The 23,864-nt window shown below is 65.7% G+C and carries 26 protein-coding genes; 14 read left to right on the top strand and 12 right to left on the bottom strand.

The window, feature by feature from the left end:
- Positions 1 to 25: 25 nt before the first annotated feature.
- Positions 26 to 1,726 carry an urease subunit alpha gene (ureC, locus tag J5M67_RS01035; RefSeq protein ID WP_207882402.1) on the top strand — a complete coding sequence of 567 codons (1,701 nt, stop codon included), beginning with the start codon at positions 26 to 28 and terminating at the stop codon, positions 1,724 to 1,726.
- Between the two features lie 206 nt (positions 1,727 to 1,932).
- On the opposite strand, the gene J5M67_RS01030 is transcribed toward ureC, so the two are convergent.
- The gene (locus tag J5M67_RS01030) at positions 1,933 to 2,199 is read right to left on the bottom strand and encodes a DksA/TraR family C4-type zinc finger protein (RefSeq protein ID WP_207882400.1); all 267 of its coding nucleotides are present in this window, start codon (positions 2,197 to 2,199) and stop codon (positions 1,933 to 1,935) included.
- Between the two features lie 365 nt (positions 2,200 to 2,564).
- Positions 2,565 to 3,428, bottom strand: coding sequence for an oxaloacetate decarboxylase (locus tag J5M67_RS01025; protein WP_207882398.1), 864 nt, complete (start codon positions 3,426 to 3,428; stop codon positions 2,565 to 2,567).
- A gap of 207 nt (positions 3,429 to 3,635) precedes the next feature.
- Between J5M67_RS01025 and J5M67_RS01020 the strand changes: the two genes are divergently transcribed.
- From J5M67_RS01020 to osmE, 3 genes are all read left to right on the top strand, one after another.
- On the top strand, positions 3,636 to 4,901 hold the full coding sequence (locus J5M67_RS01020; RefSeq protein ID WP_207882397.1) for an Hsp70 family protein: 1,266 nt from the start codon (positions 3,636 to 3,638) through the stop codon (positions 4,899 to 4,901).
- A 129-nt stretch (positions 4,902 to 5,030) separates the two neighbouring features.
- Complete coding sequence (locus tag J5M67_RS01015; protein ID WP_207882396.1) at positions 5,031 to 5,249, top strand: hypothetical protein; 219 nt, start codon at positions 5,031 to 5,033, stop codon at positions 5,247 to 5,249.
- A gap of 91 nt (positions 5,250 to 5,340) precedes the next feature.
- Positions 5,341 to 5,679 carry an osmotically-inducible lipoprotein OsmE gene (osmE, locus tag J5M67_RS01010; protein ID WP_207882394.1) on the top strand — a complete coding sequence of 113 codons (339 nt, stop codon included), beginning with the start codon at positions 5,341 to 5,343 and terminating at the stop codon, positions 5,677 to 5,679.
- On the opposite strand, the gene J5M67_RS01005 is transcribed toward osmE, so the two are convergent.
- Complete coding sequence (locus J5M67_RS01005; protein WP_207882393.1) at positions 5,676 to 6,110, bottom strand: termination factor Rho; 435 nt, start codon at positions 6,108 to 6,110, stop codon at positions 5,676 to 5,678. The genes osmE and J5M67_RS01005 overlap by 4 nt on opposite strands.
- Before the next feature lie 111 nt (positions 6,111 to 6,221).
- On the opposite strand from J5M67_RS01005, the gene J5M67_RS01000 reads away from it, so the two are divergent.
- Positions 6,222 to 6,677 carry a GyrI-like domain-containing protein gene (locus J5M67_RS01000; RefSeq protein ID WP_207882392.1) on the top strand — a complete coding sequence of 152 codons (456 nt, stop codon included), beginning with the start codon at positions 6,222 to 6,224 and terminating at the stop codon, positions 6,675 to 6,677.
- Here J5M67_RS01000 and J5M67_RS00995 read toward each other — a convergent pair.
- Positions 6,671 to 8,749, bottom strand: coding sequence for an AsmA family protein (locus J5M67_RS00995; protein ID WP_207882391.1), 2,079 nt, complete (start codon positions 8,747 to 8,749; stop codon positions 6,671 to 6,673). The two genes, J5M67_RS01000 and J5M67_RS00995, sit on opposite strands and share 7 nt — an antisense overlap.
- Before the next feature lie 432 nt (positions 8,750 to 9,181).
- Here J5M67_RS00995 and J5M67_RS00990 point away from each other — a divergent pair, with 432 nt between their 5' ends.
- Positions 9,182 to 9,787 carry a hypothetical protein gene (locus J5M67_RS00990; RefSeq protein ID WP_207882390.1) on the top strand — a complete coding sequence of 202 codons (606 nt, stop codon included), beginning with the start codon at positions 9,182 to 9,184 and terminating at the stop codon, positions 9,785 to 9,787.
- Positions 9,788 to 10,117: 330 nt separating this feature from the next.
- Positions 10,118 to 10,564 (top strand): phage infection protein, encoded by a 447-nt coding sequence (locus J5M67_RS00985; RefSeq protein WP_207882389.1) that lies wholly within the window; start codon positions 10,118 to 10,120, stop codon positions 10,562 to 10,564.
- Between the two features lie 100 nt (positions 10,565 to 10,664).
- Here J5M67_RS00985 and J5M67_RS00980 read toward each other — a convergent pair whose 3' ends face one another.
- The gene (locus J5M67_RS00980) at positions 10,665 to 11,975 is read right to left on the bottom strand and encodes an MFS transporter (RefSeq protein ID WP_207882388.1); all 1,311 of its coding nucleotides are present in this window, start codon (positions 11,973 to 11,975) and stop codon (positions 10,665 to 10,667) included.
- A gap of 209 nt (positions 11,976 to 12,184) precedes the next feature.
- On the opposite strand from J5M67_RS00980, the gene J5M67_RS00975 reads away from it, so the two are divergent.
- Positions 12,185 to 12,427: a DUF6868 family protein gene (locus tag J5M67_RS00975; protein ID WP_207882386.1), complete on the top strand. Its 243-nt coding sequence runs from the start codon at positions 12,185 to 12,187 to the stop codon at positions 12,425 to 12,427.
- A gap of 103 nt (positions 12,428 to 12,530) precedes the next feature.
- Positions 12,531 to 12,746 carry a hypothetical protein gene (locus tag J5M67_RS00970; RefSeq protein ID WP_207882385.1) on the top strand — a complete coding sequence of 72 codons (216 nt, stop codon included), beginning with the start codon at positions 12,531 to 12,533 and terminating at the stop codon, positions 12,744 to 12,746.
- Between the two features lie 6 nt (positions 12,747 to 12,752).
- Here the strand turns inward: J5M67_RS00970 and J5M67_RS00965 are convergent, their stop codons facing one another.
- Both J5M67_RS00965 and J5M67_RS00960 read right to left on the bottom strand, forming a co-directional pair.
- Positions 12,753 to 13,829 carry a fatty acid desaturase gene (locus J5M67_RS00965; protein ID WP_207882383.1) on the bottom strand — a complete coding sequence of 359 codons (1,077 nt, stop codon included), beginning with the start codon at positions 13,827 to 13,829 and terminating at the stop codon, positions 12,753 to 12,755.
- A gap of 14 nt (positions 13,830 to 13,843) precedes the next feature.
- Entirely contained in the window at positions 13,844 to 14,944 is a 1,101-nt protein-coding gene (locus J5M67_RS00960) for a flavin reductase family protein (RefSeq protein ID WP_207882381.1), read from the bottom strand.
- 164 nt (positions 14,945 to 15,108) lie between these two features.
- Between J5M67_RS00960 and J5M67_RS00955 the strand changes: the two genes are divergently transcribed.
- From J5M67_RS00955 to J5M67_RS00935, 5 genes are all read left to right on the top strand, one after another.
- Positions 15,109 to 15,744: a TetR family transcriptional regulator gene (locus J5M67_RS00955; protein WP_207882380.1), complete on the top strand. Its 636-nt coding sequence runs from the start codon at positions 15,109 to 15,111 to the stop codon at positions 15,742 to 15,744.
- A gap of 305 nt (positions 15,745 to 16,049) precedes the next feature.
- Positions 16,050 to 16,550 (top strand): urease accessory protein UreE, encoded by a 501-nt coding sequence (ureE, locus tag J5M67_RS00950; RefSeq protein WP_207882378.1) that lies wholly within the window; start codon positions 16,050 to 16,052, stop codon positions 16,548 to 16,550.
- Positions 16,547 to 17,215 (top strand): urease accessory protein UreF, encoded by a 669-nt coding sequence (locus J5M67_RS00945; protein WP_207882377.1) that lies wholly within the window; start codon positions 16,547 to 16,549, stop codon positions 17,213 to 17,215. Before ureE ends, J5M67_RS00945 begins: the two co-directional genes overlap by 4 nt.
- A 10-nt stretch (positions 17,216 to 17,225) precedes the next feature.
- A complete protein-coding gene (gene ureG, locus J5M67_RS00940; RefSeq protein WP_207882376.1) occupies positions 17,226 to 17,840 on the top strand; it encodes an urease accessory protein UreG in 615 nt (204 codons plus the stop codon).
- Positions 17,841 to 17,880: 40 nt separating this feature from the next.
- Entirely contained in the window at positions 17,881 to 18,453 is a 573-nt protein-coding gene (locus J5M67_RS00935; RefSeq protein WP_207882375.1) for a HupE/UreJ family protein, read from the top strand.
- Between the two features lie 208 nt (positions 18,454 to 18,661).
- Here the strand turns inward: J5M67_RS00935 and J5M67_RS00930 are convergent, their stop codons facing one another.
- The 5 genes from J5M67_RS00930 to livM all read right to left on the bottom strand — a co-directional run bounded on the left by J5M67_RS00930 (position 18,662) and on the right by livM (position 23,861).
- Complete coding sequence (locus tag J5M67_RS00930) at positions 18,662 to 19,423, bottom strand: SDR family oxidoreductase (RefSeq protein WP_207882374.1); 762 nt, start codon at positions 19,421 to 19,423, stop codon at positions 18,662 to 18,664.
- Between the two features lie 514 nt (positions 19,424 to 19,937).
- Entirely contained in the window at positions 19,938 to 20,861 is a 924-nt protein-coding gene (locus J5M67_RS00925; protein ID WP_207882373.1) for an ornithine cyclodeaminase family protein, read from the bottom strand.
- A 116-nt stretch (positions 20,862 to 20,977) separates the two neighbouring features.
- Complete coding sequence (locus J5M67_RS00920; protein WP_207882371.1) at positions 20,978 to 21,694, bottom strand: ABC transporter ATP-binding protein; 717 nt, start codon at positions 21,692 to 21,694, stop codon at positions 20,978 to 20,980.
- Positions 21,691 to 22,563, bottom strand: coding sequence for an ATP-binding cassette domain-containing protein (locus tag J5M67_RS00915; protein WP_207882369.1), 873 nt, complete (start codon positions 22,561 to 22,563; stop codon positions 21,691 to 21,693). Before J5M67_RS00915 ends, J5M67_RS00920 begins: the two co-directional genes overlap by 4 nt.
- Positions 22,560 to 23,861: a high-affinity branched-chain amino acid ABC transporter permease LivM gene (livM, locus tag J5M67_RS00910; RefSeq protein ID WP_207882367.1), complete on the bottom strand. Its 1,302-nt coding sequence runs from the start codon at positions 23,859 to 23,861 to the stop codon at positions 22,560 to 22,562. Before livM ends, J5M67_RS00915 begins: the two co-directional genes overlap by 4 nt.
- Positions 23,862 to 23,864 lie beyond the last annotated feature (3 nt).

Genomic DNA, 23,864 nt, shown 5'->3' with positions numbered 1-23,864 from the left:
CGGGAAAACAGCCAAGGAGCGCTGGATGAAAATCAGCAGACAAGCCTACGCCGACATGTTCGGCCCCACCGTCGGCGACCGCGTGCGCCTGGCCGATACCACCCTGTGGATCGAGGTGGAGCAGGACTTCACCGTCTACGGCGAGGAAGTGAAGTTCGGCGGCGGCAAGGTCATCCGTGACGGCATGGGCCAGGGCCAGCGGTGCGCCGCCGAGGTCGTCGACACCGTCATCACCAACGCGCTGATCCTCGACCACTGGGGCATCGTCAAGGCCGACGTGGGCCTCAAGCATGGGCGTATCGCCGCCATCGGCAAGGCCGGCAACCCGGACATCCAGCCCGGCGTGACCATCGCGCTGGGCGCCAGCACCGAAGTGATCGCCGGCGAGGGCATGATCCTCACCGCCGGCGGCATCGACACGCACATCCACTTCATCTGCCCGCAGCAGATCGAAGAGGCGCTGATGAGCGGGGTCACCACCATGATCGGCGGCGGCACCGGGCCCGCCACCGGCACCAATGCCACCACCTGTACCTCCGGCCCGTGGCACATGGCGCGCATGCTCCAGGCCGCGGACGCCTTCCCGATGAACATCGGCTTCACCGGCAAGGGCAATGCCAGCCTGCCGCTGCCGCTGGAGGAACAGGTGCGCGCCGGCGCCATCGGCCTGAAGCTGCACGAGGACTGGGGCACCACGCCTGCGGCCATCGACAACTGCCTGTCCGTGGCCGACCGCCTCGACGTGCAGGTGGCGATCCACACCGACACCCTCAACGAATCCGGCTTCGTCGAAACCACCCTCGCCGCCTTCAAGGGCCGCACCATCCACACCTACCACACCGAAGGCGCCGGTGGCGGCCACGCGCCGGACATCATCAAGGCTTGCGGCTTCGCCAACGTGCTGCCCAGCTCGACCAACCCGACCCGGCCCTTCACCCGCAACACCATCGACGAACACCTGGACATGCTCATGGTCTGCCACCATCTGGACCCGAGCATCGCCGAGGACGTGGCCTTTGCCGAGTCGCGCATCCGCCGCGAGACCATCGCCGCGGAAGACATCCTCCACGACCTCGGCGCCTTCAGCATGATCAGCTCCGACAGCCAGGCCATGGGCCGCGTGGGCGAGGTGATCACGCGCACCTGGCAGACCGCCGACAAGATGAAGCAGCAGCGCGGCACGCTGGAAGGCGACGGCGCGCGCAACGACAACTTCCGCGCCAAGCGCTACATCGCCAAGTACACCATCAACCCGGCGATCACCCACGGAGTCGCCCATGAAGTGGGCAGCATCGAAGTGGGCAAGCTGGCCGATCTGGTGCTCTGGCGCCCGGCTTTCTTCGGCGTGAAGCCGAGCCTGATCCTCAAGGGCGGCGCCATCGCCGCGAGCCTGATGGGCGACGCCAACGCGTCGATCCCCACGCCGCAGCCGGTGCACTACCGGCCGATGTTCGCAAGCTTTGGCGGCAGCCGCCACGCCACCTGCCTGACCTTCCTCAGTCAGGCCGCGTTCGACGCAGGCGTGCACCACGAACTGGGCCTGCGCAAGACCATCGGCGTGGTGAAGGGCTGCCGCAGCGTGCAGAAGACCGACCTGATCCACAACGCCTACCTGCCGCACATCGAGGTCGATGCGCAGAACTACCAGGTGCGCGCGGACGGTCAGTTGCTGTGGTGTGAACCGGCGGAGGTGCTACCGATGGCGCAGCGGTATTTTCTCTTTTGAGGCAGGACACTTCCGTGCTCGGCCACGACGCAACGAGAGCGGGGGTGGGCGGATCGAGGTCGAACAGGCCGCCGGCATCATTACCTTCAGCGTGCTGGTGCCGCTGAGGTCGACCGTGCTCTTGTAGTAGGAACGCGCCCCGCTTCAACGTGCAAAACAGAAAACGGCGCTGTCGGGCGCCGCTTTCATGATCGGACCGAGGCATTTCAGCGCAACTGGCTGTCCTTGCTGCCGCGTCGGTTGTAACCGGAATAGGCCGCCTGCTCCTTGTCATGCTCGGCCTGGCAGTTCACGCACAGTCGCACGCCGGGGACGGCCTTGCGCCGCGCCTCAGGGATCGACGCATCGCACTCCTCGCAGTGCGTCAGGCTCTCACCCTTGGGCAACTGGTTGCGCGCCCGTGCGATGGCGTCCTCGATGGTGCTGTCGATCTGTTCCTGAACCGCTCCGTCGTTTGCCCAGCCACTGGCCATGGCGACCTCCCGTGGAATCTTCAAGTGTCCTGACGATATGCAGCTCGCCGGCAGGGAATGCAAGGGTGATGGCGCGCGAAGCGACGAGTGCGTCGTTGACGAAGGAATTGGCGTGGCGGGAGGTGCGGCGTCTGCCGGGAAGGAGAACGAGGGGGATGCGACACGCATCAAGGCATTGCAGAAATTGATCGACAACGGTTGGCGGCACTACCCGCCGGTGCCAGCCGGGACTCCCTGCTCTCGCGCTGGACATACCTGCGCAAGGCGGAGAAACCCGAAGGCACTCTGCTCTGTCCCTTCAACGCCCAGGTCGGATACCTGCCGGCGCAACTGCCGCCAGGCCGAGCGGCACGGGACAGGCGGTTCTACTCTTTGACTTCCATGTATTCCCGCGCCCAGATCTGGTACTCCTCGGGCAGGGTGTATTTCTTCGCCAGCTCCGACGCGGTGAGGTCGGAAGCATGCACGCCGCGTTGCTCGCGCAGGCAGTCGTAGGTGGCCTTGATCGCCGCGAAGTAGGCAGCATGGCCGTCCACCACGATACGCACGCCCAACTCCGCCAGGCGCTGGTCATCGCGCAGCGCCGGGTTGCCGTAGGAAACCAGCATCAGCGGCACGGAGAGGTGGCGGGAGATCGCCTCCAGGTGGTCGAAGTCGCGGATGCCGACCATGCAGATGCCGTCGGCGCCGGCAGCCTGGTAGGCCAAGGTGCGGCGGATCACGTCGTCCACTTCCAGCACTTCGGCGTTGGTCCGGGCGATGATCGCCATGTCTTCGTCGATGCGCGCCTCGATGGCCGCGCGGATCTTGCCCACGCCCTCTTCCACCGTGATCAGGTCGGTGGACTTGCGGCCGAACTGCGCCGGCAGCAGGGTGTCCTCGATGGTCAGCGCAGCCACGCCGGCGCGTTCCAGTTCAACCACGGTGCGCATGGTGTTCAGCGCGTTGCCGTAACCGTGGTCGGCGTCGGCGATCACCGGCAGGCGGGCGACACGACCGATGCGGGTAGCCTGCTCGACGAACTCGCTGAGGGTGATCAGGGCGAAGTCCGGTGCCGCCAAAACTTGTAGTGAAGCTACAGAACCACCCAGGATGCCTACCTCGAACCCCAGATCCGCGGCGATACGCGCCGACATCGGATCGAACACCGAAGCGGTGTGGTAGCAAGCGGAAGAAGTCAGTAAGGCGCGGAATTCCTTGCGCAATTCGTGGAAGGAGGCTCTGTGCATGGCGGGGTCCAACTACTTATACGGGGTGGGAAAGAAAAAATCAGTGGGCAACAACTCTTGTAGGAAAACTACAGGAACACAATGTAGCAAAACTACAAGCTACTCCCCAAGCCCCTTTACCACCATTGTTTCCCGACAGATACCCTGGCTTTCCCAGCCTGCTCGCGTAAACTGCGCGGCCGTTTTTTCTCCGGACACCCGCGCACCATGTTCCAGACCACTGCGGCCCGCGCCCTGGGCATCGACTTCGGCACCTCCAACTCCACCGTCGGCTGGTGGCGCCCGGACACCGAACCGCTGATCGCCCTGGAAGACGACAAGATCACCCTGCCCTCGGTGATCTTCTTCAATGTCGAGGAACGCCGTCCGGTATACGGCCGCCTGGCCCTGCACGAATACCTGGAAGGCTATGAAGGGCGCCTGATGCGCTCGCTGAAAAGCCTGCTGGGCTCCTCGCTGCTCAAAAGCGAGACCACCGTGCTGGGCAGCGCCATGCCGTTCAAGGACCTGCTCGGGCTGTTCATCGGCGAGTTGAAGAAGCGTGCCGAAGGAGTCGCCGGCCGCGAATTCGATTCGGTGGTGCTGGGCCGTCCGGTGTTCTTCGTCGACGACGATCCCAAGGCCGACCAGGAAGCCCAGGACACCCTGGTGGCCGTGGCGCGGAAGCTCGGCTTCAAGGATGTCTCCTTCCAGTACGAACCGCTGGCCGCGGCCTTCGACTACGAGCGCAGCATCCAGCGCGAGGAGCTGGTGCTGATCGTCGACATCGGCGGCGGTACCTCGGACTTTTCCCTGGTGCGCCTGGCGCCGGAGCGCCGCGAAGTGGCCGACCGCCACGGCGACATCCTCGCCACCGGCGGCGTGCACATCGGCGGTACCGACTTCGACAAGCAGCTCAGCATCCAGGGCGTAATGCCACTGTTTGGCTACGGCAGCAAGATGAAGAGCGATGCCTTCATGCCGACCAGCTACCACCTCAACCTCGCCACCTGGCACACCATCAACGCGGTGTACGCGCAGAAGTCCCAGCTGGCGCTGCAGAACATGCGCTACGACATCGTCGACGCCACCGGCATCGACCGCCTGTTCAAGCTCATCGAGCAGCGCGCCGGCCACTGGCTGGCGATGCAGGTGGAAGCGAGCAAGATCGAGCTGTCCGACAGCCAGCAGCGCGACATCGACCTCGCGCGCATCGAGCCGGGCCTGGTGGCCGAGCTCAGCCGCGAGCTGTTCGAAGGCGCCATCGGCCCGCTGCTGGAGCGCGTGCGCGGCAGTATCAGCGAGCTGCTCAATTCCGCCGACGTGGACCCGGCGCGGGTCGACACCGTGTTCTTCACCGGCGGCTCCTCCGGCGTGCCGGCGCTGCGCCAGAGCGTGGCGGCCATGCTGCCCAACGCCCGTCATGTCGACGGCGACCGCTTCGGTGGGATCGGCAGCGGCCTGGCCATCGAGGCGATGAAGCGTTACGGCTGAACAGGCCCGATGGCCCCTCGCCCGTAAGGACCGGGGCCATCGACAGGCGTGAATTGAGCCGGAGCGCACTGACGCCGGCCGCGCCTTGCGCTAGCGTTGAAGAGTCACCACCTCACGCTGGATATCGCCATGTCCCTCCTTCGTCTCGCCGTCCTCGCCAGCCTGTCCTGCGCACTTACCGCCTGCGGCCTGGGCGAAACGGCCGCCACCGCCACCACAGTCGCCAGCCTGCAAGCCCAGCAGGCACAACAGGCCCAGCAGCAGATGCAACAGCTCAAGCAGCAGGTCGATCAGGTCAATGCGCAGGAACAGCAACGCCTGGACGACGCACTGAAGGACGCGCAATAGGGCAGTTTTCTCGAACGCTCGCCAGCGCCGCCGCTCCAAATTGTGCAAGTGCGTTGCTCAACCCCTGCCGCTTCGAACCAAGGAGAGCACCATGGACAAACGATCACTGCTGGTCTTGATCATGCTGGCATCGCTGGCGGGCTGCGCCTCGAACACCAAGGTGCAGAACCCGGTCAACTACGTCACCTTCCGCGACGCGCCGCTGGTGCACGATGTCGACAAGGGCATGAGCAAGGAACAGGTGCTGCGCATCGGCGGCACGCCCTCGTCCACGCAGAAACGCGCCAAGGGCCTTGGCAGCTGCAATAGCTACATCCTCAACAAGGACGGCCAGCAGCAGGCCTATTACGTCAGCTTCGACAATACCGGCAAGGTCGACGGCAAGGGCTTCATGACCTGCTCGGAACTGGAGCGTCGCGAAAGCAATTAGCCCCGCCGCCCCTCCCCCTGAGGGATGAGGGCCGACTTCCGCCACTCAGCGCAGAGCGCCTCGATCAGCTCGTCCTTGCGCATGCGCCAGCGACCGCTGATGCCCTTGCGCCTGGCCCGCTCGAGCAGCTGCTCGCGGGTCAGTTCCGCCAGCAGTGCCAGGCTTCGCCCGCCAGCTTTGGCTGAGACGCCCTTGCGGGTCTTCGCCGCACGCCGCGCGGAGGCGCTGCGGGCCACCGCCCTGGCGCCCTCGCTCTTGCGCTGGCCGCCACCACCCTTGCGCTCGCCACCGCCGGCCTGGCGGTTGACCGTGGCCCAGGCCAGCGCCTCGGCCTCCTCGCGGCTCATGCCCAGGTGCCGGTAGCTCTCTTCGATGTGCGCCGCCTTGCGCTTCTGGCTCGCGCTGTACAGGCTCTTGTCTCCACGTGGCATGACGATCTCCTTGTTCGAAGGTCTACCGAGAGTGGACCGGCCCTGCGCGGAAATATTCACTCCGATGCGCCGCCGTCTATCATGCGATCACCCAGCAAGGAGCCGCACACCATGAAACACAGGATCGTCGAGTTGCCCGCCTTCACCGTGGTGGGCATGGACTACCGGGGCAGCGCCCCCGGCGACAGCATCGGCCAGCTCTGGCAGCGCTTCCTGCCGCGCGAGCATGAAATCAGCGCCAACCCGCAGGACAAGCACGCCTATGGCGTGTGCGCCCAGCTGCCGGGCGGCGAATTCCACTACATCGCGGCATTGCCGGTGAAAGCCGACGCCGAGGTCCCCGAGGGCATGCTGAAGTTCGAGGTGCCGGCGCAGAAGTACGCCGTGTTCACCCACGTGGGCCCGGTACAGGGGATCGCCGACAGCTTCCAGGGCATCTATTCCAGCCTGCTCGGCCGCCTCGGCCTGACCCCGCGCAAGGGCATCGACCTGGAACGCTACACCGAGCGCTTCCTCGGCCCGGAGAACCCGGCCTCGGAAACCGACCTGTACGTTCCGATCTACTGACGCTTGCCGGGCGCCGGCGCCTTTGCCGGCTGCTTCATCTGCTGCAGCAGCGGCCCGCACTGGTTCTCGTCCTTCTGACTGGGCGCCACCAGAGCGAGCAGGGCCGCCGCCGGCGCAAAGGCCACGCCCAGCGCGACCATCCCCGCGCCGCGCAGCACCAGCGGCCCGCTGTGCACCCCCGCACGGGGATTCTTGAAGGCGCCCTGGACGTAGAGCGGCGAACGCAGCGAGAAGATGCGCAGCCCCTTGCTCTCGGGAATCACGTCCAGGTCCAGTTGCTCGGTGGCGAAGTTGGCGGTGCCCTGCACGTTGATGATGGCGTTCTCGGTGTCGAACACGAACACCCGGGGTTCCGCCAGGCCCTTGGTGATACCGACGTCGGCGGCAGCACAGTTGATCTTCACCTCGTCGTCGCCAAACATCTTGGCCACCACGTAGTTGCCGACGTTGAGGCCGGCGATCTCCATCAGGCCCTTGCTGATCCGTCCGTCATTCATCAGCAGCTTCATCTGCCCGTTGGCGCCGCCGAGGATGCTCGCCACCGAATTGCCGGTGCCGCTGAGCGCGGCATCGCCGTTGAGCTCGCCAAGACTGGTCTGCATCGGCGCGAAGCTGGGGAACAGTTGCTTGAGCTTGAAGCTGCGCGCCTTGAGCTCGACGCGGCTTTGCATGGGCGTCTTGCCGCCGTCCAGGCGGATGTGCGAATCCAGGGTGCCGCCGGCCACGCCGAAGCGCAGCGGCTCCAGGGTGAGCAGGCCATCGTCGAGCACCAGGTGGGTGTAGAGATCGCTGAGCGGCAGCTTGTCGCTGTGCACGATGCGCTTGCCGGTGAACTCCACGTCGGCGTCCATCGCGCGCCAGCGCTCGGTGCGGAACGCTTCCACCGGCAGCACCTTGTCCGCCGGCTGGCGGGTGGCCTGGCCACGCGCCTGCTTGGCCTTGTTCGAGTCTGCGCCGATCAGCGGGCCCAGGTCGACCATCCGCAGTTGTTCGGAACGCAGCTTGCCGGAGAGCTTCGGGCGTGGCGGGTGATTGACGAATACCAGGCTGCCGTGGAGATCGCTGCCGCCGACCTTGCCGTTGAAGTCGTCGTAATGGAAGGTCGCGCCGGCGGGGTCCTTCAGCTGCGCGCTGAGGCGGCCGTCGGTCTCGTAGGCCGGGGTATCGGGCAGGGTCACGCCGGTGAGCGGGAACAGGTTGGCCATGCTGCTGCCGGCCAGTTTCAGGCGCAGGTCGAGCGCGCCGAGGTTGAGCGGGTCGGTCAGTCTGCCGACCACGCTGGCACGGGTGCTGCCAGCAGTGATATCCGCCTGCACCGGGAAAGGCCTGGCGGCATCCTGCAGGGCCAGCATGCCGCCCACCTTGCCCGAGCCGCTGAGCGGCAGCCCCTTGTACTGTCCCTTGAGCTTCCAGCCGAACACATAGTCCTGGGTCGGTGCCGCGTTCGCCCCGGCCAGCGCCTTGCCGGCCAACTGGCCGAAGGGCACCGGTTTGCCGAGCGGGTCGACCAGCAATTCCAGGCGGGTCTTGAGGCTCTGGTCGTCGAGGGTGATGCGGCCCTTGTCGAAGCCGATCTCGCCGATATCCAGCTTCCACGGCGAGGGTTCGGGGTTGGCCTCCGTCTCTTTCTTCGGCAACTCGAACGTCCAGGTCGCGCGGCCATCGGCCAGGCGCAGCAGGTCGGCGCTGGGGCGGGTGAGGATGATCTGCGGGATGCTCACGGTCTGCCAGAGCAGCGGCAGCGGGGCCAGGCGGAACTCGACCTTTTCCAGGCTGGCGAATTGCGGGGTCTTGCCGGAAGCCCAGTCTGGATTGCCCAGGGTGATGTCGGCAGCGCTGAAATGCGGCCAGGGCACCAGCGCGCGCCAGCCACCCTCCTCCGGCTCGGTGCGCCAGAGCACCTGCAGGTCGCCGTTGATGGCGAAGGGGCGCCCCAGTTCGGCGCTCACCTTCTCGTTGATCATCGGCTTCACCTGATTCCAGTCGAAGGTGGCGATGAAGACCAGCAGGGCCGCAAAGAGCGCGACGATGCCGGTAAAGGTCCAAAGGCAGATTTTCCGGCCGCGCGTCATACGTGAACTCCCTGGTTGCCGCGTCGGTGAAAGGCCTGGCATCCCCGCGCCAGACCCGCTGCATGGTTTGCGATGAAAGCACGGACCAAGGCAGCCCGCCGCGCCGGCATTCTCCCTCGGCCCGTGAGGTTGGACCACCGATTGCGGGGTAAATCTCCCGCGATCGACAGCGAAGGAGCCGCAAAAGGGCGTTCCAGAGTGCCTCCCCGCCAATTAATCCATTAATTAGATATTAACGATAACACCGATAATCGACATCAAAGCCATTGATACAAGTCATTAAAGAAAACTAACTAGCTGTTTTTAAACAACTAAATAAACAATCATCGACATCGATACAGACTATCTTCCGGCATCGTTTTTCAATCGATTATCCAGAACTGATACTGAGTCCGTGTCCAACGAACTCCCCACTCTTTCTGGAGCCGAATCATGAAACGCACTCTCGTACTTGGCTTTGCCCTCTCCGTACTTGCCGCCAATGCCGCCTTCGCCGGTACCCAGCAGGAATCCCCGGCGGTGAACGCCAGCCAGGTTCAGATGCTGGTCCAGGACGGTGCCGAACGCACCCTGGATCAACAACAGAAACAACTGGACGCGGCCAAGGCCCGAATCGCCGAGAACGGCTCCAGCCAATCGATCGACCGTCTGCACAAGCAGCTGGGTGTTGCCGAGAATGGTTCGAGCCAGTCGGTTGACCGCCTGCACCAAGAAATGAACGTGGCCGAAAACGGCTCCAACCAGAGCGTCGACCGCCTGCACAAGGAACTGGGTGTTGCCGAGAACGGCTCCAGCCAGTCGGTTGATCGCCTGCACCAGGAAATGAACGTGGCCGAAAACGGCTCCAACCAGAGCGTCGACCGCCTGCACAAAGAACTGGGTGTCGCCGAGAACGGCTCCAGCCAGTCGGTTGATCGCCTGCACCAGGAAATGAACGTGGCCGAAAACGGCTCCAGCCAGACCATCGACCGCCTGCACGGCAACATGGTCGCCGAGTCCGGTGGCGATACCGTCTTCGACGCCCACCTGAAGGCCTGATCCACGCAGTACGCCGCAAGGCGACAGAAAAGCCCGGCCATGCCGGGCTTTCTTATGCCCTTCCGCTCTCAACGGCAGCAGCGCTATCAGCATGGGCAATTCAGCGTCCTAACGACATCCTGCCCACCCCACCGGATGCATTCCCTGAAAGCGCCGTTCCAGAGCGCTTTTCGTCGCTCCATCAGCGACAGCGATAGTAGAAATTAGCCGGCTAAATAATCGATGACGTTGATCCACTCTATTGAGGTACATCGTTTTTAAATCGATTAATCCGAAGGGAAAATGAACCCGTAGCCAAGAACTTCCTCCCCCCCTTCGGAGCCACTTAAAATGAAACGTCAGATCGCCCTCAGCCTTGCACTCACTTCCCTGATGACCGCCAGTGCCGCCTTCGCCGCACCGGCCATCCTGAACAACGGCCCGCGCGCCACCCACCAGCACGAACACCAGCTTCAGCAGCAGAAAGTTGAAGATCACGTTGCTGCCAACGGTTCCGAACGCACCATCGACCGTCTGCACAAGCAGATGGGTGATGAAGCCCGCGTCGCCGACAATGGCTCCGAGCGCACCATCGACCGCCTGCACAAGCAAATGGGCGACGAAGCCCGCGTTGCCGAAAACGGTTCCGACCGCACCATCGACCGCCTGCACAAGCAGATGGGTGATGAAGCCCGCGTTGCCGAGAATGGTTCGGAGCACAGCGTCGATCGCCTGCACGACAACATGGTTGCCGAGTCCGGTGGCGACACCGTCTTCGACGCTCACCTGAAAGTCTGATCTACGCCGCAAGGCGACAGAAAAGCCCGGCTCATGCCGGGCTTTCTTATGTGTGCCGCCCGCATCGGGGAGGCATTTTCCGGGAAGCAGGCCCGGCCAGTCAGCCCCTGGTTTCAGGGCCGTCCGGCGCGCCGTCGGAGCGGCCGATGGTGGGCGGTGCTTCCACCACCAGCTCCTCCGGCACTTCCTCGACACGCGGATCGAGCGCTGCGGACATCGGGCTGACGGTGTCAGGCATCGGCACATGGTGCAGCGGCGCCTCGTCGACGCGGTGCAGATCGGTGACGCGGCGGGGCTGCACCCAGAAGATCAGCAGCAGCGCATAGGCCGACACCAGCATGTAGAACATGCCCGGACCGAAGTGGCGCATCATCGCGCCGGCGAACAGCGGGCCGATGCAGGCGCCGACGCCGTAGGTGGTCAGCAGCATCGCCGAAAGCGCCACGCGGCGCGGTTGTTCGACGTGGTCGTTGGCCAGCGCCACTGCCAGCGGATAGAGGGTGAACAGCAACATGCCGGTGACGAAGCCGTTGGCCAGCAGCAGGTGATACGGCAACTGCACCAGCCCCCACATCGGCACGGCCGCGACGCACAGCAACAGCGCATTGCCACGGATCAGCCAGCTGCGGTTCATCCGGTCCGACAGCCAGCCCAGCGGCCATTGCGAACAGAAGCCGGCGATGATGCAGATGCCGACGAACAGGCTCGACTGCGAGGTATCCAGGCCGTTGCGCGCCGCATACACCGGCGCCAGGCCGTAGAAGGCGCCGATCATCAGGCCGGCGACGAAGATGGTGCCCAGCGACTGCGGCACGCGCTTCCAGAAGAAGCCGATCTCCAGCGGCGCGGCCACCAGCTTGGCCGGGTGCACCCGGCGGGTCAGCGCCAGCGGGATCAGGCAGGAGGAGAAGCAGATGGCGACCAGCAGCAGCGGCTTGTAGTCCAGCGCCGGGCTCAGCGCCAGCAGGCCCTGGCCGACCACCAGGCCGGCATCCACCGCCACCATGTAGCCGGCGAACACCTTGCCGCGCTGGCGCGACTCGGCCTGCTCGTTGAGCCAGCTCTCGATCACCATGTACTGGTTCATCATCACCGCGCCCATCACGAAGCGCAGCACGACCCAGACCTCCAGCTGCGAGACCAGCGCGTGGATCAGCACGATCACCGTCGCCAGGCCTGCGCACGCAACGTAGGAACGGATGTGGCCGAAGCTGGCGATCAGCTTGTGGCCGAACTTGCCGCCGCAGACCAGGCCGAAGTAATAGGCGGCCATCAGGCCACCGACCCACAGGTCGCCCACCCCTTCCTGGGTCAGGCGCAGGCCCATGTAGGTGGTGAACAGGCCGGAGCCGGCGAGCATCAGCAGCGTGGCGGTATAGAGCGCGGGAAAGGTGACGAGCGGGCTGAACATGGCGGGTCCGGCAGGCGATTCGAGGGATGGGGTAGGTTGGCAAGGCGCCGCCAGCGACTGGCAGGCGCCCGATATCGGACAGCTCCGGCGTGGTAAAGATCACATTGTGGCGCCCCGGGCATTATCACCATCGCCCCGCATTGCCGCCATCACGGTGAAACCATCGGTCGGCGGCTCTCTCCAAACGGGAAAGAGCCCGGAGATTTGCCATGACACCCGCCGACCTCAAGTCCTTCCTGCTCTACTGCACCCTGCTCAACTATGTCGTCCTGCTGATCTGGTTCGCCGCCTTCAGCCTCGCCCACGACCGCTTGTACCGCCTGCACTCGCGCTGGTTCGCGATTTCCGTCGAGCGCTTCGATGCCCTGCACTATGGCGGCATGGCGCTGTACAAGATCGGCATACTGCTGCTGAACCTGATCCCGCTGATCGCCCTGTGCCTTCTGTACTGACACCGCGCCACGCGACGAATGACCGCCCATCCAATAGCCAAGTGCTGAAATTTATTGGAAATGTTCATGTCGTAGGGTTCACGCAGTTTGAAGGAGATCCCCCGTGCACCACGCTACTCGCAGCCTGCGAAAAACCCTCGACGCCGTTGCCGCCAACAACGAAGCCACGGCGCTGGAAGTCATGCGGGCCGTCGATCAGGTCCAGGACGACCTGCTGCGGCAGAAGTTGCTCAAGTCCATCCATCACCTCAACCAGGACGCCGCCGACCTGCGCGCCCTGCGCGAGGAAATCAACGCGCCGCAGAGCCGGCGCGCCTGATCCGTCTCAGACGGCCGTCGCGGCGCTGGGCAGACGGTAGATCCAGATCCGCCGGATGACCGTGGAGAATTGCGCGGTAAGCCTGCCGCTGTTGTAGGTCTGGCCGTAGCGCGCGGCGATCTCGCGTACCTGGCGCGACAACTCGGCGTAACGGCGTGCCGGCAGGTCGGGGAACAGGTGATGTTCGATCTGGTGGCTGAGGTTGCCGGTGAGAATGTGAAACACCTTTCCGCCTTCCAGGTTGCTCGACCCGCGCAACTGGCGCAGGTACCAATGGCCGCGCGTCTCGTTCTCCAGCACCTGCGGCGGGAACACCGCCGCCTTCTCGGTGAAATGGCCGCAGAAGATCACGGTGAACGTCCACAGGTTGCGCATCAGGTTGGCGATCACATTGCCCAGCAGCACCGCGCCGAAGGCACCGGTGAACAGCCCCAGCAGCGGGAATACCGCGTAGTCCTTGAGCCACTGGCGGCCCACCTTGGCGTTGAACTGGCGCAGCAGCGGGCGCAGCTCCTCCTTGCTCATCCGGCCCTTCACGTACCTGTCCAGACGCAGGTGCTGGATCGCCACGGCGTACTGGAACAGCAACGCCTGGATCGTCACCCACAGCGGCTGCCAGCGGTAGAAAGGCTTCCACTTCTGCTCGGGGAACAGGCGCACCACGCCGTAGCCGACGTCGTCGTCCTTGCCCAGCACGTTGGTGTAGGTGTGATGGATGTGGTTGTGGGTGTGCCGCCAGAAATCCGAAGGGCCGACGATGTCCCACTCATAGGTACGCCCGGCGAATTCCGGGTCGTTCATCCAGTCGTACTGGCCATGCATGACGTTATGGCCCAGCTCCATGTTCTCCAGGATCTTGCCCAGCCCGAGCAGGAAAGTGCCGAGCAGCCAGGTGGGCGGGAACCAGCCGGCCATCAGCAGCAGGCGTCCGCTCCAGCAACAGAAGCGCACCGCCGCGCGGATGCGGCGGATGTAGCGGGCGTCGGCCTCGCCCAGGTCGTGCAGGGTGCGCTGGCGCAGCGCGTCCAGTTCGGCACCGAAGGCCGCCAGCTCGGCAGCGGACAGGTCGCGGTCGTCGCGCATGGAAGCTCCTTGAATCAGAGATCGACGGTCAGGTCGCCCTGGGGCGCGCTGACGCAAATGCGGATGGGTTGTCCCGGCTCGCTGAACAGCTCGCCGCTGCGCAGGTCGCGCACGCAGCCGCTGACCAGGGTGCAGGTGCAACTGGCGCAGACGCCCTGGCGGCAACCGTGGGCCGGGCGCAGGCCACTGGCTTCGGCCTGCTCCAGCAGGCTGCGACGGCTGTCGCCGGCGACTTCCAGCGCGCTGCGGGCAAAGCGCAGGTTCACCGATCTGGCGGGCTCGCCCTCGTCCCAGCTCGGCGGGCTGAAGCTTTCCAGCTGAAGGCTGCGGCTGCTCGCTCCAAGCGCCTGGCGCACGCTGTCGACGAAACCACCGGGACCGCAGGCCAGTACATGGCGCTCGCCCAGTCCCTGCACATGCCCTGGGTGAAAACGACCGCGCAGCTCGTCGTCCACCGGCGCATCACCGCTCAGGGCCCAGCGCAATTCGAGGTTCGGATGCTGTCGCGCCAACGTTTCCAGCCCGTCGACGAATGCCTTCTGGCCGCGCTCGCGAACGTAATGCAGCAGCGTCACCGGCCCGCTGTAGCCGCGCACCAGCGCCTCGCGCAGCAGGCCGAGCAAGGGAGTCAGCCCGCTACCGGCCGCCAGCAACAGCACGCCCTGCTCGTCCTGCGGCCAGCTCAGGTCGCCGTCCGCCGCGCCCAGCTCCAGCATCTCGCCCACGCACAGCTGATGCAGCAGGTAGGAGGAAACGCGGCCACCCGGCTGCAGCTTCACCGCGAACTCCAGGCAGCCATCCTCGGCCATGCGGGTCAGGCTGTAGCTGCGGCTGCAGCGCACGCCCTCACGCTCGACGTACAGCTGCACGTGCTGGCCGGGCCGCGCACCACGCCAGTTGGCATTGGGGCGCAGGCGCAGTTCGAGCATGTCGTCCGCCACCCACTGACGCGCCTCGACCCGCGCGTAGACCCGGTCGAGCGCCCAGCCGCGATGGCACGCCCGCAGCAGCGCATCGACATCCGACTCGCGCAGCCACTGGCCACGCACCAGGGCGCGCAACGGCACGAGCAGCGGCCGGATCAGGCGCAGGCCGGCGAAGGGAAGAAACGACATTCACAACACCAAATAGTAAACATGTGTTCACTAAAATCTCACGCGCGGGCATTTTCAGTCAACACATGTTCACTGGATTGCACAGTAACTTCCCCGGCACCGACCGGCATTTGTTAGAGTGCCTGCGCTCTCGTCCTCGCCTTCGCCATGGATCGCATCGCCGTATGTCCACTCCCCGCGCCGAACAGAAACAACAGACCCGCCAGGCCCTGATGGATGCCGCCCGGAGCCTGATGGACAGTGGTCGCGGCTTTGGCAGCCTGAGCCTGCGGGAAGTGGCGAAGACGGCGGGTATCGTGCCGGCGGGCTTCTACCGGCACTTCACGGACATGGACCAGCTCGGCCTCGCACTGGTCGCCGACGTCGACGAGACCTTCCGCCAGACCCTGCGCGTGGTACGGCGCAACGAATTCGAGCTGGGCGGCGTGATCGAGGCGTCGGTGCGCATCTTCCTCGACGCAGTCAGCGCCAACCGCACCCAGTTCCTCTTCCTCGCCCGCGAGCAGTACGGCGGCTCGCTGCCGATCCGCCAGGCCGTGGGCGAACTGCGCCAGCGCATCACCGACGACCTCGCCGCCGACCTTGCGCTGCTGAACAAGCTGCCGCACCTGCAGGCGCAGGACCTCGACGTGATCGCCGACCTGGTGGTGAAGACGGTGTTCGCCACCCTCCCCGAGCTGATCGACCCGCCGGCCGACACCCTGCCGACGCACCTGTCGCCCGAGGCCAAGGTCACCCAGCAGCTGCGCTTCATCATGATCGGCGCGAAGAACTGGACGGGAATCGGTTCGCGGCCCTGACGAACTCTCTACACGCTGAGCCGCGTGCGCACCGGCTGACGTAGGAGCGGACTCTGTCCGCGATCGATTCGCCCCCGCTCCGACCGAACACTCGGCACCAAGCCACCCCATCGCGGACAAAGTCCGCTCCTACGATTCAACGTCGCCCTGCATTGGTGCGCACCGTTTTCATGCGCACCATCCTTGCGCGCACGCACCATTACTGACCGTTCGGACAACCGCTCCAGCCCTCGCCAGCACTGACGCCGCCCCGTACTGGCAAGCCCCTTGCTGTAGCACCGCCATTGCTACTGCCGGACACTGCCATGCTGGTCATCCATCAACGAATCGAACCCCGTGAACACTGGGACGCCGAGCTGCGCCTGAACTACGAGGCGCGCAGCAAAAGCCGCCTGCGCTGCTTCACCCGCAACGGCGAGGACGTCGGTCTGTTCCTCGAACGGGGCCAGGCGCCGCTGGCCGATGGTGAATTCCTGCAGGCCAACGATGGGCGCGTGGTGCGCGTCTGCGCAGCGCCGGAAAAGCTGCTCCACGTGACCTGCGCCAACGCCCGCGAGCTGAATCGCGCCGCCTACCACCTGGGCAACCGCCACGTCGCCCTGCAGGTCGGCGAGGGCTGGCTGCGCCTGCTCGACGACTATGTGCTCAAGGCCATGCTCGACCAGCTCGGCGCCACGGTGGAGGCCATCGAAGCGCCTTTCCAGCCCGAGCACGGTGCCTACGGCGGCGGCCATCACCACTCGCACCACGGCGAAGAGGAATTCAACTACGCACCGAAGCTGCACCAGTTCGGAGTGCGCCGGTGAGCGCCATCTGGTCGCTGCTGCGCCTGGCCAGCCCGCAATTGCCCATCGGCGGCTACAGCTATTCCCAGGGCCTGGAAAGCGCCATCGACCAGGGCCTGGTGAAGGACGCCGACAGCGCCCGCAGCTGGCTTGTCGATCAGTTGCACCTGAACCTCGCTCGCTTCGAAGGCCCGCTGCTCGCCGAACTGCTGCAGGCCGCGCAAAGCGCCGACTGGGAGGCCCTGCGCGATGCCGCCGAGCGCCATCGCGCCAGCCGCGAGACCCGCGAGCTGGGCCTGGAGAACCGGCAGATGGGCTTCTCCCTCGGCCAGTTGCTCGAAGCGCTGCCCGAGCTGGACGAAGCCGCGCGCCAGTGGCTCGCCGGGCAGGCCGAACCGTCCTTCGCCGCCGCCTGGGCGCTGGCCGCCCGCGCCTGGGGGCTGTCCCCGGAGCAAGCCCTAGGCGCCTGGCTGTGGAGCTGGCTGGAGAACCAGCTGGCAGTGTTGATGAAGACCCTGCCGCTGGGCCAGCTGGCCGCGCAGAAGCTCACCTCGCAATTGCTCCCCGACCTCGACCAGGCCTGCCGCACCGCGCTCGCCAACCCGCCAGCGGGCGGCGCTCCCTTCGGCCTGGCGCTGGCCTGCATGAACCACGAAACCCAATACAGCCGTCTGTTCCGCTCCTAGGAGAACTGCCATGAACTCTCAACCTCTTCGCGTCGGCATCGGCGGCCCGGTGGGCTCCGGCAAGACCGCCCTGACCCTGGCGCTGTGCCGCGCCCTGCGCCAGCGCTACAACATCGCTGTGGTCACCAACGACATCTACACCCAGGAGGACGCGCAGTTCCTGGTGCGCAACGAGGCGCTGGAGCCGGAGCGGATCATCGGCGTGGAAACCGGCGGCTGCCCGCACACGGCGATCCGCGAGGACGCCTCGATCAACCTCGAAGCCGTGGACCAGCTCAACCGTCGCTTCCCGGGCCTTGACCTGATCCTGGTGGAATCCGGCGGCGACAACCTCTCGGCCACTTTCAGCCCCGAGCTGTCGGACCTGACCCTCTACGTGATCGACGTGTCCGCCGGCGACAAGATCCCGCGCAAGGGTGGTCCCGGCATCTGCAAGTCCGATCTGCTGGTGATCAACAAGATCGACCTGGCCCCGCTGGTGGGCGCCTCGCTGGAAGTGATGGACCAGGACGCCACACGCATGCGCGGCGACAAGCCGTTCGTGTTCAGCAACCAGAAGACCGGCCAGGGCCTGGCCGAGATCATCACCTTCATCGAGCGCCAGGGGCTGCTGATCGCGGCCTGATCGCCCCCTACGACCGACTACAAGACCAAGGAGCGACACCATGAACCTGCGCAAAGCCCTCTACAGCATCGCGCTGTTCCTCACCCCGGCAGTAGCCTTCGCCCATCCCGGCCACGGCGACCACGGCCTGATCGCCGGCCTCGCCCATCCCATCACCGGCCTCGACCATCTGCTGGCAATGTTCGCCGTCGGTCTCTGGGCGGCGCAGCAGCAGGGCACGGCACGGCTGGCGCTACCCTGCACCTTCGTCGCGGCGATGCTGGCCGGCGGGCTGCTGGGCTTCGAGGGAGTGCAGATGCCGTTCATGGAGACCGGCATTGCCGCCTCCGTGCTGGCGCTGGGCCTGTGCGTAGCGCTGGCGGTGCGTCCGCCGCTGCTTTTGGCGATGGGCGCGACTGCACTGTTTGCCCTCGCCCATGGCGTGGCCCACGGGCTGGAGCTGCCGGAACTGAGCAGCCCGTGGCTGTATGCCACCGGCTTCGTCGGCGCGACTGCCGCGCTGCATGCGGCGGGTTACGGCATCGTTCGTCTGCTGCCGCAGGCCGCGGCGCCGCTGGTGCGTTTCGCCGGGCTGGCTTCGGCGGGTGCCGGTGCCTGGTTGCTCGCCGGCTGACCTGCTCGCTTCTACAAGATCAACAGCCCCTCACCCTAACCCTGGCTGCGCGCCCCGCTCCTCAAGCGGGAGAGGGGACCGTTCGGCGCAAGTTGAAACCTCGGTGTCAGCCGGTACGGACGGCTCCCTCTCCCTCTGGGAGAGGGCTGGGGTGAGGGCGAAATCCCGGCACGGACACCCCAGAGTGCGACGGTTACCCGACCGTGCATCAGCCCTTGCGATGCACCGCAAACCCCGCCCACGCCTGGCTCACCGGCATCAGCTCCAGGGTGTTGATATTGATGTGCGGCGGCTGGTTCATGATCCAGTGGATGGTCTCGGCGATGTCTTCGGACTGGATCGGCTCGGCGCCGGCATAGGTCTTGTCGTACTTCGCCTGGTCGCCGCCGAAGCGCACCAGGGAGAACTCGCTCTCGCACATGCCCGGCTCGAGATTGGTGACGCGCACGCCAGTGCCCTGCAAGTCGCAGCGCAGGTTCAGGGAAAACTGCTCGACGAAGGCCTTGGTCGCGCCATAGACGTGGCCGCCCGGATAGGGCCAGTGGCCGGCCACCGAACCGAGGTTGAGGATGCTTGCGCCGCGGCCATAGGCGATCAGGCGCGGGAGCAGCAGCCGAGTGGCGTACATCAGGCCCTTGATGTTGGTATCCACCATGGTGTCCCAGTCATCCAGCTCGCAGTTCTGCGCCGGGTCGGCGCCCAGTGCCAGGCCGGCGTTGTTGATCAGTCCGCGAAGCTTGGCGAACTTCTCCGGCAGGCCGTCCACGGCGGCGGTCATTGCCGCGCGGTCGCGCACGTCGAGCACCAGCGGCAGCACCTCGGTCTGCGCCGAAAGCTCTTGAGCCAGCGCCTTCAGGCGCTCCTCGCGACGGCCGGTGATCACCAGCGACCAGCCATCGCGGGCGAAGCGGCGCGCACAGGCCTCGCCAAAGCCGGAAGTGGCGCCGGTAATGAACAGGGTGGAAGTCATCGCGTGTTCCTCATGGTTGGCCCTCGTTCCGCCGGTCGTTGCCGGCGTGTCATGGCGGGCGCGTACTTGTCGGTCTTTCGCAGGATAACAGTCCGGCCACACCGCGTTGCGCTACAGCGACGCTGGATAAAACCCGCACAGCTGACCGAAAGCCGCGCCACTGCGGGGCCGCTCGCGGTTGCACCCACCTTGTCCACAGGCTTCTCTACGGTTTCTGTGAGCAAGCATGACGGTGCGTTTTCGCTGGACGAATTTCGAGCGCCGCGCCGCAAGCCACGCCAGTCCTGCGCCGGAGAAGTTCTTCCCAAGGTTATCCACAAGTCTTTCAACGGCTGGCGTGGACAACCGAATGCCGCCGGGAACTTTTCCGGAGGATCTCAACTGTCCATCCATACAGGCTTTCAGGGTGATAGAGCAGAAATCAGCCGGCCTTCGCGGAGCCCCTGAACACGGGGCTTACGATGATCCGCCCAGACCTTATCCACAGGCCGGCCCACAGATTTTCTGGACAACCTCAGGTCACGAGCAAGCGTGCCGCAATCAGGTCTTCCAGTGCATAACCTACCGATTTGAACAGGGTGATCTCGTTGTCGTCCTTGCGCGCACCCCGTCCCTGCAGCAGGTCGGCAAGCTGGCTGTGGATGGCGCTTTCGTCGATCACGCCCTCGCCCATCGGGATCAGCAGGTCGCCCGCCTCTTCCAGCGCACCTTCGCGGGTATCGACGACGATGCGGGCGCGGCGTACGGCTTCGCTGTCCGTCTCGCGCATGGACGGCAGGAAGGCGCCGACCAGGTCGAGATGGCAACCCGAGCGCAGCCATTCGCCGTGCACGATGGGCTCACGGGAGGTAGTCACGCAGCTGATGCAGTCCGCCGCCGCGACAGCGCCGCGCAGATCGGTGCAGGCATGGGCCGGATAGCCTTCGTCCTGCAGGCATTTCACCAGGGCATTCACCTTGTCGTCGTGACGGCCCCAGATGGCGATGTCCTCGTACTCGCGCACCGCGCAGTGAGCGCGGACCATGTGCGGAGCGAGGGTACCGCTGCCGACGATCAGCAGCCGGCGCGCATCGCGGCGCACCAGGTAATCGGCGGCCAGCGCCGAGGTACAGGCGGTGCGCCGGGCGGTCAGCTCGGAGGCTTCGAGCATGGCCAGCGGGCGGCCGGTCTCGCCATCGAACAGGCAGAACAAGGCGGCCACCGCCGGCAGGTTCTTCGCGCCGTTGCCGGGGAACACGGTGACCAGCTTGACGCCGATGTCCTGCCCCGGCCGCCAGACGGGCATGGTCAGCAACGAGGCGTTTTCCGGCAGCGCATGGCAGCCGCGCACGGGCGCCTCGCACTCGCCGGCCAGGCCCTGGCGCAGCGCTTCGATCAGTTGTGGATAAGCCAGGCGTGCGGCGACGTCGGCGTTGGTAAGGAAGCGGAGGTCTTGCATGGAAACCCTCTGCAGGAAAGCGATGGATAACCGTAGGAGCGGACTCCGTCCGCGATGCTTTCCGGCGCGCCTGAGAACATCGCGGACGGAGTCCGCTCCTACGAAAGGTGATGGCGTCAGTGCCCGCCGAGATAGGCGTTGCGAACCTCCTGGTTGCCCAGCAGCTCCGCCCCGGTGCCGGTCAGGCGGATTTCGCCGTTGACCATCACGTAGCCACGGTCCGACAGCTTCAGCGCATGGTTGGCGTTCTGCTCCACGAGGAACAGCGTCATCCCGCTCTGCGCCAGCTCGCGCAGGGTCTGGAAGATCTGCTTGACCACGATGGGCGCCAGGCCCAGCGAAGGCTCGTCGAGCAGCAGCAGCTTGGGCCGGCTCATCAGCGCGCGGGCGATGGCGAGCATCTGCTGCTCGCCGCCGGACATGGTCATGGCCCGCTGGTTGCGCCGCTCCTTCAGGCGCGGGAACAGGTCGAACATGCGCTCCATGTCTTCCTGGGCATGGTCCATGCCGACGGGAATGGTGCCCATCAGCAGGTTCTCCTCCACCGTCATGTCGGGGAATACCCGGCGCCCCTCCGGCGACTGCGCGATGCCGTTGGAGGCCACGTAGTGCGCGGACTTGTGGCGGATGTCCTGGCCCTTGTAGAGGATCGCGCCACCGGCCGCGCGCGGCTGGCCGAAGATCGACATCAGCAGCGTGGACTTGCCCGCACCGTTGGCGCCGATCAGCGCCACGGTTTCCCCTTCGTTGACGGTCAGCGAGACTTTCTTCAGCGCCTGGATCGGCCCGTAGAACACATCCACATCACGGAATTCCAACATCGGCGCCGTCATGCCAGCTCCTCTTCGTCCGCGCCGAGATAGGCGGCGATTACCTTGTCGTTGTGGCGAATCTCAGCCGGCGCACCACGGGCGATGACCACGCCGTGGTCGAGCACGATGATGTGGTCGGAGATGTTCATCACCATGCCCATGTCGTGCTCGATCAGCAGCACGGTGATGCCGTGGTGGTCGCGCAGGTAACGCACGATGCGCGCCAGTGCCTGGGTCTCGGCCGGGTTGAGGCCGGCGGCGGGTTCATCCAGGCAGATCAGCTCGGGCCGGGTGCACATGGCGCGGGCAATCTCCAGGCGGCGCTGCTGCCCGTAGGACATCTCGCCGGCCAGGCGGTTGGCGCAATCCACCAGGTCCACCACTTCCAGCCAGTAGAAGGCGTGGTCCAGCGCTTCGCTTTCCGCGCGGCGGTAGCCGGGGGTGTTGAGCACGCCGGCGATGAGGTTGCGGTTGACGAACATGTGCTGGGCCACCAGCAGGTTCTCCACCACCGACATCTCGCGGAACAGCCGGATGTTCTGGAAGGTGCGCGCCAGCCCCGCGCGGTTCACCAGGTGGGTGCCACCGAACATCTTGTAGTAGAGACGGTTGCCGAACTGCGCCGGGTTGACGAAGTCGCTGCCCTGGAACGGCTGGCCGAGCACCTTGATCACGTCCGTGGTGCTGCCCTGGGTGTTGAGCAGGATGTTGCCGCCGGTAGCCTTGTAGAAACCGGTCAGGCAGTTGAACACCGTAGTCTTGCCGGCGCCGTTGGGGCCGATCAGCGCGGTGATGGAACCGCGCTCCACGTCGAGGTTGACGTCGTTGAGCGCCTTGATGCCGCCGAAGTGCATCATCAGATGCTCGACGCTGAGGATCTTATCGCTCATGGCGCCACCCCCTTGCGTACGGCGAAGCCGGTTCGGCTGATGCGGATCAGCCCGCGCGGTCGCCAGATCATCATCAGCACCATGAGGATGCCGAACAGCAGCACCCGGTAGTCGGCGAAGCTGCGCAGCAGTTCCGGCGCCACGGTGAGGACGAAGGCGGCGATCACCACGCCCACGGTGGAGCCCATGCCGCCGAGCACCACGATGGCGAGGATCAGCGCCGACTCGAAGAAGGTGAAGGACGACGGGTTGACGAAGCCCTGGTAGCTGGCGAAGAACACCCCGGCCAGACCCGCGGTGGACGCACCGAGCATGAACGCCGAGAGCTTCACCAGCACGTGGTTCAGGCCCATGGCGCGGCAGGCGATCTCGTCCTCGCGCAGCGCTTCCCAGGCGCGGCCCACCGGCATGCGGGTCAGCCGGTGCTTGATGTACAGCACCAGCAGCACCACCACGAAGAGCACGGCGTAGATGAACACGAACTTGAGGTTCTGGTTGTAGTCGATGCCGAGGAACTCGTGGATCGGCGTGCCGCCCTCCTTCGCCCGGCGGCCGAACTCCAGGCCGAAGATGGTCGGCGAGGGCACCGGCATGCCGTTCGGGCCACCGGTGAAGGACAGCCAGTTGTTGAGGATCAGGCGGATGATCTCGCCAAAGCCGAGGGTCACGATGGCCAGGTAGTCACCGTGCATCCGCAGCACCGGGAAGCCCAGCAGCGCCCCCGCCATCGCAGCGGTGAGGGCCGCCAGCGGCAGGACCGTCCAGAAGCCCAGGCCGAGGTAGTGGTAGCCCAGCGCGAGGCCGTAGGCGCCGATGGCGTAGAAGGCCACGTAGCCGAGGTCGAGCAGCCCGGCGAGGCCGACCACGATGTTCAGCCCCAGGCCCAGCAGCACGTAGATCAGCCCGAGGATGATCACGGTGAGCAGGTACTTGCTGGCGAAGAACGGGAAGATCACCGCGGCGACGATCAGCAGCGGGACGATCCAGCGCAGGCGCGTCTTGTAGCCCGGCTGCAGCACGGTGATGCCCGAGTCGGAGCTTTCGAAGCGCTCCATCACGCGTGCACCGGCCGGGGTCTGCAGGTACAGGCTGAGCAGCAGGCGACCGATCATCACGGCGCCGACCATCCAGGCCAGGCGAACCGGTTCGAGGTTGAAGCTGTAGCCATCGAGCACCACGCCGACGATGGGGCCGAACACCACCAGGGCGATCAGGCCGGCGAGTACGGTGTCGACGAGGCTCTTCTTGATATCGATGCGCGCGGTCTTCGGCGCGGCGGTGGTCTGGGAAGCGGCCATCAT

The sequence above is a fragment of the Pseudomonas sp. 30_B genome (assembly GCF_017491605.1).
Taxonomy (GTDB): domain Bacteria; phylum Pseudomonadota; class Gammaproteobacteria; order Pseudomonadales; family Pseudomonadaceae; genus Pseudomonas.
Note: the sequence above shows the minus strand (reverse complement) of the source record. Positions and strands in the feature narration are given on the sequence as shown.

Coding starts and splice junctions, on each gene's coding strand:
- J5M67_RS00930 (WP_207882374.1), bottom strand. CDS start 19,423: ATGACTTCCACCCTGTTCATTACCGGCGCCACTTCCGGCTTTGGCGAG.
- J5M67_RS01005 (WP_207882393.1), bottom strand. CDS start 6,110: ATGCCACGTGGAGACAAGAGCCTGTACAGCGCGAGCCAGAAGCGCAAG.
- osmE (WP_207882394.1), top strand. CDS start 5,341: ATGGACAAACGATCACTGCTGGTCTTGATCATGCTGGCATCGCTGGCG.
- J5M67_RS00985 (WP_207882389.1), top strand. CDS start 10,118: ATGAAACGTCAGATCGCCCTCAGCCTTGCACTCACTTCCCTGATGACC.
- J5M67_RS00915 (WP_207882369.1), bottom strand. CDS start 22,563: ATGAGCGATAAGATCCTCAGCGTCGAGCATCTGATGATGCACTTCGGC.
- J5M67_RS01025 (WP_207882398.1), bottom strand. CDS start 3,428: ATGCACAGAGCCTCCTTCCACGAATTGCGCAAGGAATTCCGCGCCTTA.
- J5M67_RS01000 (WP_207882392.1), top strand. CDS start 6,222: ATGAAACACAGGATCGTCGAGTTGCCCGCCTTCACCGTGGTGGGCATG.
- J5M67_RS00925 (WP_207882373.1), bottom strand. CDS start 20,861: ATGCAAGACCTCCGCTTCCTTACCAACGCCGACGTCGCCGCACGCCTG.
- J5M67_RS00935 (WP_207882375.1), top strand. CDS start 17,881: ATGAACCTGCGCAAAGCCCTCTACAGCATCGCGCTGTTCCTCACCCCG.
- J5M67_RS01020 (WP_207882397.1), top strand. CDS start 3,636: ATGTTCCAGACCACTGCGGCCCGCGCCCTGGGCATCGACTTCGGCACC.
- ureG (WP_207882376.1), top strand. CDS start 17,226: ATGAACTCTCAACCTCTTCGCGTCGGCATCGGCGGCCCGGTGGGCTCC.
- J5M67_RS00965 (WP_207882383.1), bottom strand. CDS start 13,829: ATGCGCGACGACCGCGACCTGTCCGCTGCCGAGCTGGCGGCCTTCGGT.
- J5M67_RS00920 (WP_207882371.1), bottom strand. CDS start 21,694: ATGACGGCGCCGATGTTGGAATTCCGTGATGTGGATGTGTTCTACGGG.
- J5M67_RS00975 (WP_207882386.1), top strand. CDS start 12,185: ATGACACCCGCCGACCTCAAGTCCTTCCTGCTCTACTGCACCCTGCTC.
- J5M67_RS00960 (WP_207882381.1), bottom strand. CDS start 14,944: ATGTCGTTTCTTCCCTTCGCCGGCCTGCGCCTGATCCGGCCGCTGCTC.
- ureE (WP_207882378.1), top strand. CDS start 16,050: ATGCTGGTCATCCATCAACGAATCGAACCCCGTGAACACTGGGACGCC.
- J5M67_RS00990 (WP_207882390.1), top strand. CDS start 9,182: ATGAAACGCACTCTCGTACTTGGCTTTGCCCTCTCCGTACTTGCCGCC.
- J5M67_RS00955 (WP_207882380.1), top strand. CDS start 15,109: ATGTCCACTCCCCGCGCCGAACAGAAACAACAGACCCGCCAGGCCCTG.
- J5M67_RS01015 (WP_207882396.1), top strand. CDS start 5,031: ATGTCCCTCCTTCGTCTCGCCGTCCTCGCCAGCCTGTCCTGCGCACTT.
- J5M67_RS00995 (WP_207882391.1), bottom strand. CDS start 8,749: ATGACGCGCGGCCGGAAAATCTGCCTTTGGACCTTTACCGGCATCGTC.
- livM (WP_207882367.1), bottom strand. CDS start 23,861: ATGGCCGCTTCCCAGACCACCGCCGCGCCGAAGACCGCGCGCATCGAT.
- J5M67_RS01030 (WP_207882400.1), bottom strand. CDS start 2,199: ATGGCCAGTGGCTGGGCAAACGACGGAGCGGTTCAGGAACAGATCGAC.
- J5M67_RS00980 (WP_207882388.1), bottom strand. CDS start 11,975: ATGTTCAGCCCGCTCGTCACCTTTCCCGCGCTCTATACCGCCACGCTG.
- ureC (WP_207882402.1), top strand. CDS start 26: ATGAAAATCAGCAGACAAGCCTACGCCGACATGTTCGGCCCCACCGTC.